Consider the following 18808-nt stretch of genomic DNA (forward strand, 5'->3'; position numbering starts at 1 on the left):
CGGGCCTTTTGCATCAGTTGTGGATCATATTGCCGGGATGGTTCCCCGGCTGCCGGCGCAGGATCTGCAGGGTCTTCCGCTCGAGCCAGGTGTAGACGCGGGCGGTGACCACGCCGACGACAAGCGAGACCAGGAACGATGTCCAGGGCATCGGCTCGCCGAAGATCCGGTCCATGACCGAAATGACCTGGTAGTGCGTGAGATAGATGAACATCGACGTCCCTGCGATTTCCGCGATCACGATCTTTGCCGCGGCAGGGACGGCGAAGGACCTGACGAAGATGACCAGGGCGCAGGCCCCCACGACATAGGCCGCGGCCGAGGTCGGCTCGAAGTAGTAGGTCACCCAGATCGCGGAAAGGATGAAGGTGAAGATCCGCGACGGGAGGTCCTTGGCGGTCGCGATGACCATCCCCAGGGCAAAGCACCAGCCATAGTGCCAGGGCGTCCGGTGATAGTTGAAATCGCCGTTCCAGATCGATTCGATCAGCGCGTCGATGCCGACGGCGAAGACGAAGAGGGCCAGCGCGCTGGCGAAGGGACGCTGGCCGAATGCCTTGCGGACCTGCGGTACCGCGAACAGCAGCATCGCGATGAGCAGGAGTTGGATGTAGATTTCGGCGAAGTAGAAGGTGAAGAACGTGATCGACTCGGCATACTGGTAGTTCGAGACCAGTAACAGGGACGGCAGATCGAAGTTCCGGGTCAGGATTTCCAGCGCGACATATGCCAGGAAAGTCGGAATCGCGACGGCGAGGACCGTTCCCCACAGTGTCCGGACGCTGCCTGACCGGAGGATTTCGGCCATCTGGAAGCGGGCGACGGAATACCCGCCCAGCAAGAACAGGAAATAGGCCGCGCCCCAGTTTGTGCTGTAGACGAAGGCATCGGCATGCAGCGCGACGATGCAGATCATGAAGAAGGCCCGGGTCAGGGTCACCGTCTCGAGCTGCCGCCAGCCTGACTTTTCGCTTTTCTGCACAAGGCGTTGCAGCTCTGTCGTGCTGAGAGTTTCCCAGCCGTCCGGCAGGGCACCGAAGTGCCGCTCGAAGGACAGGGAGAACTGGATGTAGTGGAGCGAGTCTCCGCCAAGCGTTTCGAATGTGTCGCCGGGTTCGACGTCCTGTCCGGGGAATTCGTGCCGGAAAAGCGAGAGGACGTCGGTGATCTTGCCGTCGCCTCCGGATGCGGAAGAGGTGACGGGCGCCGGCGCCGAGGCCTGACGCTGGGCGAAGAGCTCGGCCAGCTGGCGGCGCTGGACCTTGCCGGTGCCGGTGACTGGCAGGGTATCGAGCGTCATCGCGTGCAGCGCGCTGCCGGCCGAGATGCCCATCTCCTGCAGCGCGGCGGCGGCGGCGGCCTTCGCGGCGTCCGCCCCGGTCGGACCCGCAACCGCAACCAGAATGCCATCGCCGCGTTGCGGATCGGGGACCTTGGCGACGGCGACCTGGGCGTCGGACCCGATGCGGGCGCGGATCTTTTCCTCAAGCTGGTCGGGGACGACCTTCTGGCCGCCGCAGTTGATCAGGTCATCGGCCCGCCCGTCGAAGAAGAGGTAGCCGTCCTGCATGTGGCCAAGGTCGTTGGTCTGCAGCCAGCCATCGCGGTCGGTCAGGTCATGAAGCCCGTCCGCGTCGATGCGGGACTGGGCGACGTGGGGGCCGCGGATGCGGATGCGGCCGTCGGGGCTGATCTGGATTTCCCCGTCACCGACCGTATGTCCGACCGAGGAGAGGAGGTGGTCGGGCGCGCCCGAGATCGTGAGGAAGGTGCTGCGCGAGGCTTCGGTCAGCCCGTAGTGCTGGACGATCCGCGCATTGGGGAACATCGCGCGGATGCGGCCTTTTTCCTCGGCGGTCAGCTGCTGCGAGCCGATTTCCATCCAGCGGAGCGCCTTGCCCGCCGCGCCGATGATGGCGGGGTCGGCCAGCAGGATGCGCAGGAGCGTCGGCACGGCGGACAGCGCGTTGACCTCGCCGGCGGCAAGCATCCGGGCAAGCTCCAGCGGGTCGAAGCCGCGGGGCGGAAGATAGGCGCGGCCGCCCACGGCGCTGACGGCGCGGTAGCGGGCCATGCCGAAGCTGAAGGTCGCTGGAACGCCGACATATTCCCGGATTTCCGAGGTCATCTGCATCACGTCGATGATGCGCTGGGTCGTGTCGCCGAGGTTGCGATAGGTCAGCAGGATGCCCTTGGGCTGGCCTTCGGTCCCCGAGGTGTAGCTGACCTGGGCGGGCCGGTCGTCAAGGATTACCGGATGGCTGGCGGTGAACCAGCCAGTGCTTTCGCCCGGGTCGATGCAGCGGTCGATCTTCAGTCCGGGAAGACGGTCGGCCTGATCGGCGTCGGAGACGAGGACGAAGGGTCGGCGCTCGTCGTAGAGGGCGAACATCGCTTCGACAAATGCAAGCGAGTTCCTGCGGACAATCGCAGTTGCCTGAAGTTCAGCCATGGAAAGGGCCTTTCTGGACCAGGCGACAGCGCGCCTTCGATTGCAATAGGCCCCGTTCGTGACGAAACCTTGTTCTAATCAGGATTGATTCTTGGAATATGTGACGTCGGACAGGCGGACAGTTTACGCGGGGTTTGCCGGCTCTGCCATCCGGGCGGCCCACATCTTCGAGAAGGCCGGTCGTGCCTGGCAGCGTTCCAGCCATGTCTTCACGGCGGGGAACTCGGCCAGAAGCGTGGGGTGCCCCTGGGCATAGCGCAGGCATTCCGCCAGATTCAGGTCTGCAACGGTGAAGCGGTCGCCCAGAAGATGGGCCTGCTGGGCAAGGTGCGACTCGAGCCGGGCCAGCGGGCGGCGAAGCTTGGCGGCGCAGATCGAGATCGCGGCCCGGCCCTCGGCCGTCTTGTCGCCGCCCTGGCCGGTGATGGTCTGGATCTCGAGCGCGGGACCTTCGATGGAGGTGACGGCGAGGAGGGTCCACTGGTCGAGATGCGCGGCCTCGGCCGCGGTCCGGGGGGCCAGGTCGCCACCGCGGGTGCGGGCGATGTGGTTGGTGATGGCGAGCGATTCCGTCAGCACGAGGTCGCCTTCGACATAGGCCGGGATCTGGCCGATGGGGTTCACCTTCAGGAAGGCGGGCGAGGCCGTATTCAGGGGCGCGTCGACGGCGTGGGCGTCCTTCAGGCGGTAGGCCTGGATGACGGGGACGTGGTCGAAGGCTTCGTCCAGTTCGTAAAGCAGCCAGATCGGACGCGAGGCGCGGCTGCGGAAGACGCCATAGAGGGTGGCCATGGGGGACTCCGGTTTCCTGCGCGACAGGTTATGCCGGTGGAGGCGGAAGCGGAAGTGCCAGACTTCGGGGGGCGGTCTTGATCGGGATCAAGGCAAAATGCCGCAGGTCGTGCCAAGAGTTGGCCCATCACAGTGACATGGGAGGTGACCGATGGATGACAGCGCGACGATCCTGAACCCCGAGACGGAAACGGCCGTGCCTGGGCCCAAGGCCTTTCCGGTGGCAGGCAGTCCCTTGCACCAGGCCTTCGAGTCCGGGCGTTACCCCTATGCGCGCCTCATGGGCCGGGCGGCCTATGAGGCCGAGAAGGCGAAGCTGCAGGCCGAGCTTCTGAAGGTGCAGATCTGGGCGCAGGAGACGGGGCAGAAGTTCGTGATCCTGATGGAGGGGCGCGATGCGGCCGGCAAGGGCGGGACGATCAAGCGGTTCATGGAGCATCTGAACCCGCGCTATGCCCGCGTCTGCGCGTTGACGAAGCCCTCGGATGTGGAGAAGGGCCAGTGGTTCTTCCAGCGCTACATCGCGCATCTGCCGACCGCGGGGGAAATGGTGTTCTACGACCGGTCCTGGTACAACCGGGCGGGGGTGGAGCGGGTGATGGGCTTCTGCACGCCCACGGAATACCTGGAATTCATGCGCCAGGCACCCGAGCTGGAGCGGATGCTCGTCCGGTCGGGGATCCGGCTTTACAAGTACTGGTTCAGCGTCACGCGGGAAGAGCAGCGCGCGCGGTTCCTGGCGCGCGAGACGGATCCTCTGAAGATGTGGAAGCTTTCGCCCATCGACAAGGCGTCGCTTGACCGCTGGGACGACTATACCGAGGCGAAGGAGGCGATGTTCTTCTACACCGACACCGCCGATGCGCCCTGGGTGATCGTGAAGTCGAACGACAAGAAACGCGCGCGGCTGAACTGCATGAAGCATTTCCTGTCCACCATCGACTATCCGAACAAGGACCATGCAGTGGTGGGCACCCCGGACCCGCTGATCGTGGGCCGCGCCCAGCAGGTGCTGAAGCTCGCCCCCGACATCTACGACGCGGCCACCCACCCGGCCATGCAGCGCGGCTAGTGGCAGACCCGCGCCGGGGGCGGTCGGCCGCCCTTGGCGTTTGCCGCCGGGATCACTACCTTGCCCGCCATGTTGCGGATGATGACCCTTTTCTCATGTCTTGCGGCCGGCCCGGCGCTGGCCCATCCGCATGTCTTCATCGACACGGGCATCGAGATCATTCTGAACGACCGGAACGAGGCGACGGGCCTGCGGATAAGCTGGACCTATGACGACCTCTATTCGCTGTACATCGTTGGCGACATGGGACTGGACCCGGACTGGGATGGGACCCTGACGCCCGAGGAGGTGGCGCAGCTCTCCGGTTTCGACATGAAGTGGATCGAGGGGTTCGAGGGCGACACCTATGCGCTGATGGCCGGCGTGCCGCTGAAACTGTCGGGGCCGCGCGACTGGACGGCGGGCTATGCCGGGGGGAAGATCACCTCGACCCATGTCCGGGACTTTGCCGCTCCGGTCCCGGTGGCAGAGGTGCCGCTGATCGTGCAGGCCTATGACCCGGGCTACTACAGCGCCTATACGATCCCGGGCGACCCGGTGGTGACGGGCGGGGCGGGCTGCACGGCGCAGGTCTTCGTCCCCGATCTGGACGAGGCGCAAGAGGCCCTGCAGGCGGCGCTGGCGGAGTACACTCCCGACGTCGATCTGGAGGCCGAGTTCCCGGCCGTCGGGGCCAATTTCGCCGAGGAGGTCCGCCTGACATGCGCCGCGCCCTAGGCCTCGCCGGGCTGGCGCTGGTCCTGGTCCTTGGTGCGCTCTGGCTTTCCGGGGCGCTGGGGCCGGTGGCCGACGGGTTTCAATCCGCGCAACGGGCCGCGCAAGAGCGGCTCGCGGGCGCGATCCGGGCCCTGCGGGGCGGAGAGCCGGGGGCACTGGCGGCGTTCTGGCTGGTCTGCTTCGGCTATGGCGTGCTGCACGCGGCGGGGCCGGGACATGGCAAGCTGGTGATCGGCGGCTATGGCGTCGCGCGGCGGGTGCCGGTCGGTCGGCTGGCGGGCCTCGCACTGGCATCCAGCCTTGCGCAGGCGGCAGTGGCGGTGGGGCTGGTCTATGCGGCGCTGGCGGTCCTGGGGCTGACCCGCACGGCGGTCGAGGGGGCGGCGGAAGATTGGGTGACCCCGGTCGGCCACGCGATGATCCTTGGCCTTGGGCTCTGGCTGGTCTGGCGGGGGCTTGCGGGGATGCGGGCCGAGGCCGCGGCGCGTGGGCATGAGCACGGGCACGGGCCCGACCATCACCACGACCACCACCACCACGATCACCACCACCATCACCACGGCCATGTGCACGGTCCTCAATGCACCCATGCGCATGGGCCGAGTGTCGAAGAGGTGGAGCGCGTCGGATCCTTCCGCGACGGGCTGGCGCTGGTGGCGGGGATCGCGATGCGGCCCTGCTCGGGCGCTCTGTTCGTTCTGGTGCTGACCTGGCAGCTGGGGATTGCGCTGGCCGGGGTGGCGGGTGCTTTCGTCATGGGTCTTGGCACGGCTCTGGTCACGGTGGGTGCGGCGTTGGTGGCGGTCTGGGCACGCGAGGGCGCGCTCTCCAGCCTTGGCTCGGGTGCCGTGGCGCGGGCGATGCCGGTGGCGCAACTGGTCATCGGGGCGGTGATCGCGGTGGCGGCCGGGGGGCTTCTGGTCCAGAGCCTCTGACGCCGCGCCGCGGCGGAGAGCATGGCTTGTGCCCCGCCACCGGCGGCGGTAAGCCTGCCGCATGACTACACAAATGACCAATTCGACCCACGCGAGGGAGACGCTCGTGCTGGGCCTTCCGCTCATCGGGTCGCACCTCGCGCAGATGGCGCTGCATGTGACCGACACGGTGATGGTCGGCTGGTACGGCGTCGTGCCGCTGGCCGCCGTGGTGCTGGGCGCATCGTCCTTCTTCATCATCTTCGTCGTGGGCTCGGGCTTCGCCAAGGCGGTGATGCCGATGGTTGCGGCCGCGCTGGGGCGCGACGACGAGGCCCAGGTCCGCCGCGACACGCGGATGGGGATCTGGCTGTCGATCATTTATGGGCTGGTGGTCTACCCCATCTTCTGGTGGTCCGAGCCGATCCTCCTCGCGCTGGGCCAGCAGGCAGAGGTTGCGGCGATGGCGCAGGACTACATGCGGATCGCGGGACTGGGGATGGTGCCGGCACTGATCGTCACGGTCCTGCAGAGCTACCTGTCCGCCCTCCACCGGACGCAGGTGGTGCTGTGGGTCACGCTGGTCGCCGTCCTGGTGAACATCGGGGTCAACTGGGCGCTGATCTTCGGCAACGCTGGCTTCCCCGAGATGGGCGCGCGGGGCGCCGCCGTGGCGACCGTGGTTGTGCAGGTGCTGTCGCTGGTGGCCCTTGCGCTTTACGCCCACCTGCTGCCCGACCTGCGCAGGTTCCACCTGTTCCAGCGTTTCTGGCGGCCCGATTGGCACGCGATGGGGCAGGTGTTCCGGCTGGGGGTTCCCATCGGGCTGACGGGCCTTGCCGAGGGCGGGATGTTCCAGGCGTCGGCGCTGATGATGGGCTGGATCGGCACGGTCGAACTTGCCGCCCACGGCATCGCGCTGGAGGTCGCGGCGCTGACCTTCATGCTGCATGTGGGCCTGTCCAGCGCCGCGACGATCCGGCTGGCACGCTTCGACGGGCAGGGCGACCGGGAGGCGCTGCGGCAGGCGGCCAAGGTCGCGGTGGTGATCTCGTTCGGGGTGGCCGTCGCCTCGGTAACCTTGTTCCTGTCGATCCCGGAGCCGATCGTGGCGCTGTTCCTGGACCTGTCGAAGCCCGAAAGCGCGGCGATCCTCGCCTACGGGACGGTGCTTTTGGGCGTGGCGGCGCTTTTCCAGCTGGCGGACGGGATGCAGGTGATGGCGCTCGGCCTCTTGCGCGGGGTGAAGGACACCGGCGTGCCCATGTGGCTGGCGGCGGTCAGTTACTGGCTGATCGGGATTCCCTGCAGCTATGTGCTGGCCTTCCCGCTGGGCTTTGGCGGGGTGGGGCTTTGGCTTGGCCTCGTCATCGGCCTGGTCTGCGCCGCGGCGAGCCTCATGTGGCGGTTCTGGCGGCTGGTCCGCTAGCGCCAGAGATGGGCGTAGCTGGCCAACCGACCCTGGAGCTTTGACAGAAGCCGGTTTGCTTGTCCCGGATGCGGGATCTCGCCCGAGGCCAGCCGGTCAAGCGCGACCTCGACCGGGCAGGGCCGGCGGCTGACCGGATCCCAGTAGCGCGGATAGGCGATCAGCGCGGCATGGACGAGCTGGACAAGATCGGGACGGGCCGTCCTGCGGTCGGGGGTGGGACCAAGGTCCCGGGTCAGGCCCCAGCCCGCATAGAAGGGCGCGCCAAGGCAGGTGACGGGCAGGCCGCGGACCAGCGCCTCGAACCCCAGAAGCGAGGTCATGGTCCAGACCTCCTGCACTTCGGCCAGAAGTGTGGCCGGGTCGGTGCCGGTCACCACCAGATCGGCGAGGTCTGAGGCATCGACAGCCCCGGGGCGGAGGCCTGCCTCAACGTCGGGGTGCGGCTTGTAGAGGATCACCGCATCGGGGTTCGCCTGCCGCACCGCCTGGAGAAGCGCGCGGTTCGTCCGCCCCTCGCCCGCGCCGAGGCGGATCGAGGCGTCGTCCTCGACCTGGCCGGGGACCAGGATGCGGTGGCCGGGGGGCAGGCGCGGCGGCGTGCCGGGAAGGTTGTACTTGGTCAGACCCTCGGTGCGCAGCCGCGCGATCAGCACTTCGGCCCGCTGGCGCTGGCGTTCGGACGGGGGCGTCGCGATCAGCGCCTCAAGCCGCGAGGGGCGGCGGGGGTCGTAGTAGATGCCGAGGTCGTCGGTGACCAGCGACAGGGGCGGCACCAGTTCGGCCCCGAGCCCGCGCGAGCGGAGGAAGCCGTCCTCGACCCGCAGGCAGGGGGCGGTTGGGGCGAAACCGTCGGGTTCCTTCCCGGCCCAGAGAAGGAGGCTTCGACCCGTTCGACGCGCCAGCCGGTCGGCGGCGGCGGGGCTGTCGCGGAACCGCAGCGGCGCGGGCCCCCCGAACACCTCTTGCAGCCGCCCGCGTTTCCAGAGCCGCATTCCCGCCGCCACATGGCCCCGGCCATCCTCGCGCCAGGCGCGGACCTCGGCCTCAAGCTGGTGGATGACCTCTTCCAGCCCGCAAAGCCGGTCGCGGCAGGGGTCGTACCAGACTGGCGCAAGGAGCATGGCCCCGGCGAAGAGCTCTTCCGGGGTCAGCTGCCGGCTGCGGCGGGGCAGGGGATGCTGGTCCTGGCTGAGCCCCCAGCCGGCATAGAAGGGTTGACCGAAGACATGGGGGCGATGGCCGTGCAGGATTGCCTCGAAGCCCATCTGGGAGGAGACGGTGTAGACCTCGGCCGCGCCAGCAAGCAGGAGATGCGGCGCAACGGGCGTCGTCAGGAGGCTGACCCGCCCGCCGGCGTCGCCCGACCCGTAATGCCCCGGACGAAGGCCGGCCCGGCTTTCCGGGTGGGTGCGGATCACGATGCGCCGCTCGGGGTGGTTGCGACGCGCGGCGGCGAGCATGTCACGGAAGGTCGCCATCGTGGCGCCGGACTGGTGGATCGAGGCATCACCGACCGTCTGGTCGATCACCAGGACGTAGCCGGGGGGCGGAGCGGGCAGCGTGGGATCACAATTGTTGTATTTCGACAAACCCGCTTCCAGCAGACAATGGATTAGCCGACGCGCTTCATGCAGGATGTTTGAATTGTACAAGCCCACATCGCCCAGGATGGCTTCCATCCTTGACGGCCGGGCACTGGAGAAGTGCACTCCGACCGGGTCGAAGATCAGGCCGATGGGTGCTTCCCCCAGCGCGCGTCCGGGGTGGACCGACCGCAGGAAGGCGTCCTCGACGCGGACCAGCGGGACCTCGCGCCGCTGGGCCACCTGCTCGCCGCGCCAGGAGGTCGGGCTTGCGCCCCAGACCAGGACACCGTCCTCGGGGCCGGGCAGTCCGGGGCGAAGCTGGTGGCCGGCAAGCTCCAGCATCCGGTGAAGACGCCGGTTCCGCAGGAAGGACAGGTTCTGGTGAAAAAGCCGCCGCGGCACACCGGCCAGCGCGACGATTTCTTCCGACACGATGCGGTCAGCCCCCGGAATTGGCGGTGGTGGCCAGGTCCGAGGCGACGGCCGTCGAGCCGGTGATCGCGCTGAGGGTCTTCTGCCACTGCACGTAGGGCGCTTCGGTGACGTAGATCGTGTCGCCGTCCCGGATCTGGAAATCGCGCGCCTCGAAGAGCCCGGTCGGCTCGGTCAGGTCGAGGACATAGACGATGCGCTGGTCGCCGACCAGATCGCTGCGCCCAAGGACGGCGCGGGCGACGGCCTCGCTTTCGTCGCGCAGGATGAAGACGCCGCGGGGATCGGCGGCAGTGGTCGAGAGGCCCCCCACCGTGGCCAGCGCCTCAAGCGCCGAAAGCGTGGGGGATTCGAAGGGGACGATGTTCTGCGTGCCCGTCGCGCCAAGCGCGATGAAGCTGCGGCTGTCTTCCTCGATCATGATCTTGTCGCCGGGGCGCAGCGCGATGTCGAGCGCGGGGTTCTCGTAAAGGTCGCGCAGCCAGATCTTGCCGGTGCGGGACCCGCGCGTGACGCGCACGATGGCGACCGCGGGATCCACGGTGACGCCGCCCGAGCGGGCCAGCATGGTGGCGAGGGTCCGGGTCGAGGCTTCGATCGGATAGACCCCGTTCGAGGCCGCCTGACCCGAAATCGACACGGTCGATCCTTCGCCCGGCGCGCGCGAGATACTGACTTGCGGCAGGGGGGTCTGGTCTTCCAGTTTGCGCGTGATCGCAAGGCGCAGCCCCTCGGGCGTCTGGCCCGCCGCCTTGATGCGCCCGGCATAGGGAATGTAGATGAAGCCCTGCCCGTCGACCTGCAGGTCGGTCAGGCCCGAGACGCGCTGTCCGGTATTGCCGAGCAGGGGTTCGTCCTTGACGTTTTCGTAGACGGTCACCGACAGGGTGTCGCCCACGGCGATCGTGTCCGCGCCGACGAGCCCTGCATCCCGGAACGCGGCGCTGAAGCCGAAGCTGGGCTGGACCGCAGTCGCGGCGGACACGGCCCGGGTAACCGGCACGATATGCGCGTCGCCCTTGGCATCGACCGAGGCGGCAAGCATCTCTCGCTTGGTGGGACCGGAGCGGGGCAAGCCGCAGGACGCGAGGATGGAAAGGCTTGCCAGGAGGACAACTGCCTTGACTGTGTACGACATACGGAAGGTCACCCGATTCCCGCGTGGAGCGCTAAAATACCGGGGCGGACTGTAGCGACTGGCCCATGTGATGACCAGCCGAGTCGTGGCGTTCAGCCCACCACGCGCAACGGTTTCCGCGGTGCTGCCGTGCCGACCGCAAGCGCCTGATAGGGATCCTCGACGGCCAGCATCAGGTCGACCACCTGCCGCAGAAGCCGCCGCCGCCCGCGCATGGAATAGAAGCCGCCGACCAGTTGCGAGGTCTGCAGCAGGAACTGCCGGTAATCGCGGTAGGCCCGCGTATCGGGGCGGACCGGAGCGGCGAAGAACTGCTCGAGCGGTTGCGACGAGACGAACTCGGGCTTGGCATAGACCGCCTCGCCGAAGGTCCGCAGCGGCAGGCCGCGCCAGAGCGCCTGTTGCCCGGCGGTCGAGTTGACCGTCACCGCCGAGCGCGCCTCGTCAAGAAGCTGTGCAAGCTTGCCCCCGCGCACGAAATGCACGCGGCCCGCGATGCCGTGGTCCGCGGCAAGCCTGCGGATCGTCGGAAGGATGGGCGCGCGGCCATCCTCGAGCGGGTGGGCCTTGAAAACGAGGTGGTGATGCGCTGGCGCGCCTCTGGCAAAGCCGTCGATCACCACGGCCAGGAAGTCGGTCATGCTGGCAAAGGGGGAATGGTCGCGGAAGCTTGCGTCATGTTCCAGTTGCAGGATCGCCAGGTGAAACGGAAAGCCGCCGCGCCGGATCCGGCTGGTCGCCAGCATCCGTTCCAGCCCGTGAAGCGGCATGAGCAGGAAGCGCAGGAGGTAGAGGCGGAACTCTTGCCAGACCGAGAGCGCCCGATGCGGCCGGAAGTTGCGGTAGGCGCGCCCCCCCAGCGCCACGCAGCCGTGGTAGAGCGCGCCCCAGAACATGTGCTCGCGCATGTCGCCCCAGGTGGCGGGCGGGGTCGGCAGGTCGGGGTCGACCTGCAGAAGCGCCGTCTGCATCTGCCCGACGGACAGGTCCATCAGCCGGGAAAGGCCGTTGGCGCCGCCCCGTTCGTAGGTCACCCAGTAGGGGCGGAGATAGCCTTCCTCGAACACATGGACGGTGATGCCTCGGGCCTGGGCCAGCCGCACGGCCGCCGCGTGGATCGGACGGGTGTCGCCGTAGACCACGAGATCGGTGATGCGAAGCTGGTCGAGAAGCGCGGCGCAGCGGTCGGGCCAGAGATCGTGGCTGTCCTTGAACGCGATGTAGCCCCGTCCCGGCCAGAACGCCCGGTCCCCGAGGTTGAAGCCCACGCGCCAGGCCTCGGCCCCGGAGGCGCGAAGCTGTCGCGCCAGACGGTGGAACCAGGGGCCGTGGGGGCCCTGCAGGAAAAGGAAGCGGCGGGCGGGTCGGGTCACGTGACGCCTGTCGGGGACGATCCTGGACGAAGGATGCCTGAGACTGCCCGATTTGCAAGCCGTCCCGGGCTCGAGGCTTGCCAGCGGGGCAGGGGGGCTTTACCTGACAGGAAAGGCGGGAGAGACCCATGTTCACCGGAATTGTCACCGACGTCGGCCGGATCGTCGACACCAAAGTCACCGGCGATCTGCGCGCGCGGATCGCCACGCGCTACGATGTCGGCGGAATCGACATCGGCGCGTCGATCGCCTGCGACGGGGTCTGCCTGACGGTCGTTGCCCTGGGGAGCGACCCGCAGAACTGGTTCGACGTCGAGATCAGCGCCGAGACGGTGTCGAAGACGAACGTCGGCGGCTGGAATCCGGGCAAGCGGGTGAACCTTGAGCGCGCGCTAAAGGTCGGGGATGAGCTCGGCGGGCATATCGTGTCGGGCCATGTCGATGGCCTGGCCGAGGTGGTGGGGGTGCGACATGAGGGCGGTTCGGTCCGCGTGACCTTTCGCGCGCCCGAGGCTTTGGCCCGGTTCATCGCTCCGAAGGGATCGGTGGCGCTGAACGGGACGTCGCTGACGGTCAACGAGGTGGCGGGGGCGGAGTTCGGGGTGAACCTGATCCCGCATACGCAAGAGGTGACGACCTGGGGCGAGGTGGCCGTCGGGGACCGCGTGAACCTCGAGGTCGACACGATGGCCCGCTACGTGGCGCGGCTGCGGGAGTACGACTGAGGTCGGGCCGGGGGTTTTGCACCCCCGGACCCCCGCAGGATATTTGTGCAAATGTGAAAGCAAATTTTAGTCGAATTGTTCGGAGCTGCTGATGGGCGAGGTCGGGCATAACGGCGGGCCGTCGATGGACGGTGGGGTCAGATGGCGAAAGCACTGCTGGTCCGTGGCGCGGGAGCGTTTGTTGCCGGTGTTGCCGGTCGAAGTGGTGCGGACGCGGGTGAAGCGGGCCAAGGCCTTGGGGCTGGACTACAGGACCTACGCCGGAGTGCGGGCGGCGACCGGGCATGACGTGGTGGCGTTCCTGTTTTCGTCGAACGCCTTGCGGGTTTCGCTTCTGAGCCCGGCGATGCCTCCGGAGCGGGCGATGAAACTGGCCGAGGTACACTGCAGGCGGCTCGCGCTGGCGGTGGCGCCGCTGACGCCGGGGATGGTCGAGGCGGCCAATCCGGTGCTGGACGGGGTTTTCCCCGCGCCATACGCCCTGGCGGGGTTTGGCGAGATGCGGGACCGGGTGCGCGCCGCGCTGGGCAAGCTGCCGTCGGACCGGGTGATCCTGGTGGGCGACCTGGGGCTGGAGCGCGACTGGTGCGCGGCAGGGCGGCTGGCGGGGTATCTGCCGGCGGAACGGTACTTCGCGGCCGGGGCATGACTGCCGGGCCGTATCGTTTTCGCGCCGCAACGCTTGGAGACCTGGACTTGCTGCGTCGTTGGCTGGCCGAAGCTCATGTCCGGGAGTGGTGGGACGACGAAGATCCCTACGACGCCACGGACCTGCAGGATCCGCGTGTCGCGCTCTGGATCGTGGAATGGGATGGCGTCCCCTTTGCGTTCATGCAGGATTATGACGTGAAGGGGTGGGAGGGGCACCATTTCGGCTACCTTCCCGAGGGTTCGCGCGGGGTGGACCAGTTCATCGGCGACCCCGGCATGGTCGGTCGCGGGCATGGAAGCGCGTTCCTGCGCCAAAGGATCGCCGAGCTTTTCGCAGCGGGCGCGCCGGTGATCGGCACGGACCCGCATCCGGCGAATGCCCGTGCGATTGCGGCCTACAGGAAGGCGGGCTTTCAGGTCGTGGGGCCGGAGGAAGACACCGAGTGGGGTCGGATCATCCGGATGGAAGCCAGACCTGCGTGACACAAATGGAAAACGGCGGCCCCGAAAGACCGCCGTTCAACATTCCATGACCCCGAAAGATCAGGCCGCGCGGCCAACCAGGACGCTGTCGACCTGCTTCGCGGCACCGGCCTCATCCACGCCCGAGACGGCGGCGACTTCGCGGGTCAGGCGTTCGAGCGCGGCTTCGTAGAGTTGACGCTCGGAGTACGACTGCTCGCGCTGGTCGTCGGTGCGGTGCAGGTCGCGGACGACCTCGGCAATCGAGAGGAGGTCGCCGGAGTTGATCTTCTGCTCATATTCTTGGGCGCGGCGCGACCACATCGCGCGCTTGACCTTGGCCTTGCCCTTCAGCGTGTCGAGCGCCTTGGTCACCACGTCGGGAGCCGACAGCGCGCGCATGCCGATTTCCACCGCCTTGTGGGTGGGGACGCGCAGGGTCATCTTGTCCTTCTCGAAGGAGATGACGAAAAGCTCCAGCTGAATCCCGGCGATCTGCTGTTCCTCGATCGAGATGATCTTGCCGACGCCGTGCGCCGGGTAGACCACGAAATCGTTCGGGCGGAATTCAGGCTTCTTCGACTTGGTCATTCACGATTCCCCAGTAGGGATGCCTTACCGCGACAAAGACCCCGCGCGCCCTGAACCAAGGTCCAGGCGAGTGGAGCTGGATTGTCACAATGATTTGCGGCTGAGGAGCTACCCCAAGCCTTCGGTCAGGCATCCGTGCTTGCTTTGTAAACGAACAATAACACAAAACGCGCCTGATTCCAACTGCCGCGAAACCGGGCAGTTCAGGACTAACGTCTTGTTATGTCGCTACTTTACGCGTTGTCACCGATTCGGGGCCACAGATATGCCCGAATCGCATACGTCCTCAGCCGCCCGTGCCAGGGGCCTCGGAGAAGTACTTTTCCCGTTTCCCGGTCTCGCCATCCCGTTCCTCGTAGCCGGGCAGCGGGTCCTTCTTGGTCACGATCACCGGCCACTGGACGGCGTATTTCCTGTTGAAGGAAACCCATTCCTCCATGTCCGGTTCCGTGTCCGGGCGAATTGCGTCGGCGGGGCATTCCGGTTCGCAGACGCCGCAGTCGATGCATTCATCCGGGTGGATGACCAGCATGTTCTCGCCCTCGTAGAAGCAGTCGACCGGGCAGACCTCGACGCAGTCGGTGTATTTGCAGGCGATGCAGTTGTCGATGACGACGTAGGTCATGGGCGTGGGCCTTCAGGAAGGGTTTGCGCCTGACTAAGGCAGGCCGCCGGATCATTCAAGACTGTCTGAACCGTCCGGCGGTGCGGCAGATGGGTCGAGGTCCAGGTAGAGGCCCTGGGCCTCGGTCGCGGGGCCGCGCCTTTGGCCAAGGGCGGTGATGCGGATGACGCGGATGCGGCGGCCTTGCGGGAAAGTGAGGGTGTCGCCTTCCATCACCTCGCGGCCGGGGCGCGAGACGCGGGTGCCGTTCACGCGGACGTGGCCCTCGGCGATCACCTCGGCGGCAATCGTGCGGGATTTGAAGAACCGGGCCTGCCAGAGCCATTTGTCCAGCCGCAGCTTCGGCGCAGCGGCTGGATCAGGCTTGCCGGAAGGCCCGGCCAATCAGACCTTGCCCTTGAGCGCGAGGAGTGCCGCGAAGGGGTTGTCGGGGTCGATGGGCTTTTCGGGCCGCGGTGGGCGGGCCTCGAACGACTTTTGCCGGTCGTCGCGATTGGGCTTGCCCTTGAAGTCGCCCTTGGGCCGGTCGCCTTTCGGCCGGTCATGCTTGGGCCGGTCGCCCTGGCCTTCGCGGCGCGGACGGTCGCCTTGGGGACGCTCGCCTTGCGGGCGATCGCCACGGGGCGCGCCCTCTTTCCGCTCAGGGCGCGGGCCGCGTTCGGGGCGCGGGTGGCGGGGCTTCGGCGCCCAGGTGAAGGTGTAGAAGGCCTCCATCTCGGGTGCGGCTTCGGGCTCCGGCTCGGCCACGGGGGCGAGGATCGAAACCTCCTCGGGGATCGGCACGCCCGCGGCGATGGCGGCGGCGGCTTCCTCGGAGATCTCGGGGGTCTTGGCGACCTCGGCTTTCACCTTCGGGCGTTCGGCCTTTTCGCCCTTGTAGCCGAGACCGCCCATCAGGTCGGCGAACTGGTCCAGGGTCATGCCGGTGATCGACAGCATGTCAGGCGTGGCCTCGAACCCGGCGCGGGAATCCTTCTGGCGCAGGATGTCGGCCAGGCGTTCCAGCATGTCGATGCGGATCGCGCGGGCGCCTGCAGGGTGATAGCCCGCGAGCGTGTAGTGCATCTTCGGCACTTCCTGGACGTTCGGGATCGTCACCAGACCCGGAGGCGGGGATTCGGGGAATTCCTGCAGACCGTTCCACAAGGACCACAGCACCAGCCGCAGCCGGGTCGGCGCGGGCTTCAGGAGGGCGGGGAGGAAGATGGTGAACTGGCCGAAGCGGACGCCGTGCTTGCGCAGCGCGCCGCGGGCGTCCTGGTCGAGTTCCTTGACCTCGGCGGCCACTTGCTCGCGCGGCAGGACGCCCATCGCCTCGGTCAGGCGGAAGGCGAAGCCGCGGGCGAGGCCGGTGAGCGTCTCGTCGCGGGACATGTTCAGGAGCGGTTCGAACTGCGCGGCGACCTTGCGGTCGATGAAGTGCTGCAGGCGGCGGCGGACCTTTTCCACTACCTCGGGACCGGCTTCTTCGTCGACGAAGGCCTCGACCGTGGGCTTGGCAGGCTCCGTGCCCTTCACGAGCTTGCCCACCGCGTTGGTTCCCCACATGAGGCCGCCCTGTTCGGTGAAGTCCAGCTCGGTGTCCGGCGCGTTGTAGAAGCGGTCGGCGCGCAGGTGGAATTCCGGCTTCAGCGCCTGGATCGCGGCCTGCGCAAGCGTGCGGGCGGCATCGGGCGTGGCGCTGGCGTCCTGCTTGAAGCGGAAGCCCTCCAGTTTCCCGGCGAATTCGCCCTCGACCGTCACTTCGCCCTTGTCGTTCACTTCGGCCACGAGAGCCTCCTTCTGCTTCAACCGGCGGAGGAGAACAGAGGTCCGCCGGTCAACAAATCGTTGGGTCAGTGCCGCGTGGAGCGCGTCCGACAGGCGGTCTTCTACAGCGCGGGTTTCCTCGCGCCAATGGCTTTCGTCTTCGACCCAGTTTTTCCGCTGAGTGACGTAGGTCCAGGTGCGGATATAGGCCAATCTGCGCGATAATGTGTCGATGTCGCCTTCGGTCTTGTCGATGCGCTTGATCGCCGTGGCGAGCCAGTCCGAGGGAATGCGGCCCCCGCCAAGGCCGCGTCCGACGAGGAATTCGAAGATCCGGGTCAGGAGCGTGGTGTGTTCCGGCCCGGTCGAGGAGCGGAAGTCGGGGATGCGGCAGACGTCCCACAGAAGCTGGACGCGTTTCGGTTCGGTCAGGCGGTCCTGCACCTCGGGCAGCGCCGATAGCGCCTTCAGCGCCAGAAGATCATCGGCATCCCGCGCGCGGGTGAGCCAGTCGTTGTAGGTGGGTTCTTCCAGGCTGCGGATCAGGCGTTCGGCGGACCCGAAGTCGAGCGATTCGTTCCGCCAGTGAAGCTTCTTCACCGGCTGGAAGCGGTGGGTCTCGATGGCCTCGACGGTTTCCTCGTCGAAGGGACGCACTTCACCCGTGACGCCGAAGGTCCCGTCCTCGGTATGCCGTCCGGCGCGGCCGGCGATCTGGGCGAGTTCCTGGGGGTAAAGCGCGCGCATCCGGCGGCCGTCGAACTTGGCGGTGGCCGAGAAGGCGACGTGCTTGATGTCGAGGTTCAGGCCCATGCCGATGGCATCCGTCGCCACCAGATAGTCCACATCGCCGTTCTGGTACAAAGCGACCTGAGCGTTTCGCGTCCGGGGGGACAGCGCGCCCATCACCACCGCGCAACCGCCCTTCTGGCGGCGGATCAGTTCGGCAATCGCATAGACGTTTTCCACGGAGAACCCGACGATGGCCGACCGTTCCGGCATCCGGCTGATCTTCTTCGAGCCTGCATATTTCAGCGTGGACATCCGGTCGCGCTTCAGGAACGTCACATGCGGCACAAGGCCCGCGATGGCCCCCCGCATGGTGTCGGAGCCAAGGAAAAGCGTCTCGTTCAGCCCCCGCGCGCGGAGGAGGCGGTCGGTGAACACATGCCCCCGGTCGGCATCGGCGCAAAGCTGGATCTCGTCCACCGCGACGAAATCGGCGCCGATCTCCAGGGGCATCGCTTCCGTGGTGCAGACCCAGTATTGCGTGCGGTCGGGGACGATCCGTTCCTCGCCCGTCACCAGCGCCACGACCGAGGGGCCGACCTTGGCGACGATGCGGTCGTAGACCTCGCGCGCCAGAAGCCGCAAAGGCAGGCCGATCACGCCGGTCCGATGGGACAGCATCCGCTCGATCGCGTGATGGGTCTTGCCTGTGTTCGTCGGCCCAAGGACCGCCGTCACCCGCCGGGTGGCGTCCATGACTTAAAGCTCCTGGCCCTCGGCCTCGGTCTCCAGACGCTCGATCGCTTCGGCTGCGCCTTCGAGATGGGGATGGATGGCGAGCGCAGCCTTGTAAACCTCCAACGCGCGTTCGGGCCGGCCGGTTTCCTCGAGAATCATCGCAAGACCGGAGAGCGCCCCGAAATGGCGGGGGTTCAGGGTCAAGACCTTGCCGATGTCCGCGACCGAGGGGCCGAAGTCGCCGGCCATGTAATAGGCCGTGGCGCGGGCGTTCCAGGCTTCGGCAAAGTCGGGGGCCTGGTCGATGACGGCCGTGAAATGCTCGATGGCCGCGGCGGTGTCGCCAAGGTTCATCGCATCCTTGCCGCGCTGAAGCAGCAGGTCCATTGCCGGGGAGCCGGATTTCGACCATTCGATCCAGATTTCGGTCTCGATCCGCCCGGCCTCATCCTCGCCTGCGGTCTTGAGGCGTTCGAACAACCCGTCGAGCTTGGCGACATCCTCGGCAATAACCGGCGCGCAAGTCAGGAAAAGCGGAACAAGTGCCGCAACGATACGATTGAGAATGGCGGCGCGGATACCCATAACTGCAAAGTAGCCGATCCGCGCCAGATATCCAGTGGCGCCAGG

17 protein-coding genes are annotated in these 18808 nt (G+C 67.2%); 7 read left to right on the plus strand and 10 right to left on the minus strand.

Annotated elements, in window-relative coordinates; genetic code table 11:
- Nucleotides 1-13 precede the first annotated feature (13 nt).
- Both ACE3Q6_RS02920 and ACE3Q6_RS02925 read right to left on the minus strand, forming a co-directional pair.
- Nucleotides 14-2452, minus strand: coding sequence for an AMP-binding protein (locus tag ACE3Q6_RS02920; RefSeq protein WP_374428278.1), 2439 nt, complete (start codon nucleotides 2450-2452; stop codon nucleotides 14-16).
- Nucleotides 2453-2575: 123 nt separating this feature from the next.
- Entirely contained in the window at nucleotides 2576-3244 is a 669-nt protein-coding gene (locus tag ACE3Q6_RS02925) for a glutathione S-transferase family protein (RefSeq protein ID WP_374428280.1), read from the minus strand.
- Nucleotides 3245-3395: 151 nt separating this feature from the next.
- On the opposite strand from ACE3Q6_RS02925, the gene ppk2 reads away from it, so the two are divergent.
- The 4 genes from ppk2 to ACE3Q6_RS02945 all read left to right on the plus strand — a co-directional run bounded on the left by ppk2 (nucleotide 3396) and on the right by ACE3Q6_RS02945 (nucleotide 7376).
- Nucleotides 3396-4316 (plus strand): polyphosphate kinase 2, encoded by a 921-nt coding sequence (ppk2, locus tag ACE3Q6_RS02930; RefSeq protein WP_374428282.1) that lies wholly within the window; start codon nucleotides 3396-3398, stop codon nucleotides 4314-4316.
- A 78-nt stretch (nucleotides 4317-4394) separates the two neighbouring features.
- The gene (locus ACE3Q6_RS02935) at nucleotides 4395-5033 is read left to right on the plus strand and encodes a DUF1007 family protein (protein ID WP_374428284.1); all 639 of its coding nucleotides are present in this window, start codon (nucleotides 4395-4397) and stop codon (nucleotides 5031-5033) included.
- Nucleotides 5018-5968: a nickel/cobalt transporter gene (locus ACE3Q6_RS02940; protein ID WP_374428285.1), complete on the plus strand. Its 951-nt coding sequence runs from the start codon at nucleotides 5018-5020 to the stop codon at nucleotides 5966-5968. The genes ACE3Q6_RS02935 and ACE3Q6_RS02940 overlap by 16 nt, the downstream gene beginning before the upstream one ends.
- Nucleotides 5969-6029: 61 nt before the next feature.
- The gene (locus ACE3Q6_RS02945; RefSeq protein WP_374428287.1) at nucleotides 6030-7376 is read left to right on the plus strand and encodes an MATE family efflux transporter; all 1347 of its coding nucleotides are present in this window, start codon (nucleotides 6030-6032) and stop codon (nucleotides 7374-7376) included.
- Here the strand turns inward: ACE3Q6_RS02945 and ACE3Q6_RS02950 are convergent.
- The 3 genes from ACE3Q6_RS02950 to ACE3Q6_RS02960 form a co-directional block, all read right to left on the minus strand.
- Nucleotides 7373-9307, minus strand: coding sequence for a capsular polysaccharide biosynthesis protein (locus ACE3Q6_RS02950; RefSeq protein WP_374428837.1), 1935 nt, complete (start codon nucleotides 9305-9307; stop codon nucleotides 7373-7375). The two genes, ACE3Q6_RS02945 and ACE3Q6_RS02950, sit on opposite strands and share 4 nt — an antisense overlap.
- A gap of 97 nt (nucleotides 9308-9404) precedes the next feature.
- On the minus strand, nucleotides 9405-10535 hold the full coding sequence (locus ACE3Q6_RS02955) for a polysaccharide biosynthesis/export family protein (protein ID WP_374428289.1): 1131 nt from the start codon (nucleotides 10533-10535) through the stop codon (nucleotides 9405-9407).
- Between the two features lie 92 nt (nucleotides 10536-10627).
- Nucleotides 10628-11908, minus strand: a complete 1281-nt coding sequence (locus ACE3Q6_RS02960) for a capsule biosynthesis protein (protein WP_374428291.1) — start codon at nucleotides 11906-11908, stop codon at nucleotides 10628-10630.
- A gap of 128 nt (nucleotides 11909-12036) precedes the next feature.
- Here ACE3Q6_RS02960 and ACE3Q6_RS02965 point away from each other — a divergent pair, with 128 nt between their 5' ends.
- The 3 genes from ACE3Q6_RS02965 to ACE3Q6_RS02975 all read left to right on the plus strand — a co-directional run bounded on the left by ACE3Q6_RS02965 (nucleotide 12037) and on the right by ACE3Q6_RS02975 (nucleotide 13767).
- Nucleotides 12037-12633: a riboflavin synthase gene (locus ACE3Q6_RS02965; protein ID WP_374428293.1), complete on the plus strand. Its 597-nt coding sequence runs from the start codon at nucleotides 12037-12039 to the stop codon at nucleotides 12631-12633.
- Nucleotides 12634-12724: 91 nt separating this feature from the next.
- Complete coding sequence (locus ACE3Q6_RS02970) at nucleotides 12725-13282, plus strand: hypothetical protein (protein WP_374428295.1); 558 nt, start codon at nucleotides 12725-12727, stop codon at nucleotides 13280-13282.
- 47 nt (nucleotides 13283-13329) lie between these two features.
- Nucleotides 13330-13767, plus strand: a complete 438-nt coding sequence (locus ACE3Q6_RS02975) for a GNAT family N-acetyltransferase (protein WP_374428297.1) — start codon at nucleotides 13330-13332, stop codon at nucleotides 13765-13767.
- Nucleotides 13768-13827: 60 nt separating this feature from the next.
- On the opposite strand, the gene ACE3Q6_RS02980 is transcribed toward ACE3Q6_RS02975, so the two are convergent.
- From ACE3Q6_RS02980 to ACE3Q6_RS03000, 5 genes are all read right to left on the minus strand, one after another.
- A complete protein-coding gene (locus ACE3Q6_RS02980; RefSeq protein WP_374428299.1) occupies nucleotides 13828-14337 on the minus strand; it encodes a CarD family transcriptional regulator in 510 nt (169 codons plus the stop codon).
- A 286-nt stretch (nucleotides 14338-14623) separates the two neighbouring features.
- Complete coding sequence (gene fdxA / locus ACE3Q6_RS02985; RefSeq protein WP_374428301.1) at nucleotides 14624-14962, minus strand: ferredoxin FdxA; 339 nt, start codon at nucleotides 14960-14962, stop codon at nucleotides 14624-14626.
- Between the two features lie 51 nt (nucleotides 14963-15013).
- On the minus strand, nucleotides 15014-15346 hold the full coding sequence (locus tag ACE3Q6_RS02990) for an RNA-binding S4 domain-containing protein (RefSeq protein WP_374428303.1): 333 nt from the start codon (nucleotides 15344-15346) through the stop codon (nucleotides 15014-15016).
- Complete coding sequence (locus tag ACE3Q6_RS02995) at nucleotides 15347-18196, minus strand: helicase-related protein (protein ID WP_374428305.1); 2850 nt, start codon at nucleotides 18194-18196, stop codon at nucleotides 15347-15349.
- Between the two features lie 3 nt (nucleotides 18197-18199).
- The gene (locus tag ACE3Q6_RS03000) at nucleotides 18200-18763 is read right to left on the minus strand and encodes a tetratricopeptide repeat protein (protein WP_374428307.1); all 564 of its coding nucleotides are present in this window, start codon (nucleotides 18761-18763) and stop codon (nucleotides 18200-18202) included.
- Nucleotides 18764-18808 lie beyond the last annotated feature (45 nt).

The organism is Tabrizicola sp. (assembly GCF_041913445.1).
Lineage (GTDB): Bacteria > Pseudomonadota > Alphaproteobacteria > Rhodobacterales > Rhodobacteraceae > Tabrizicola.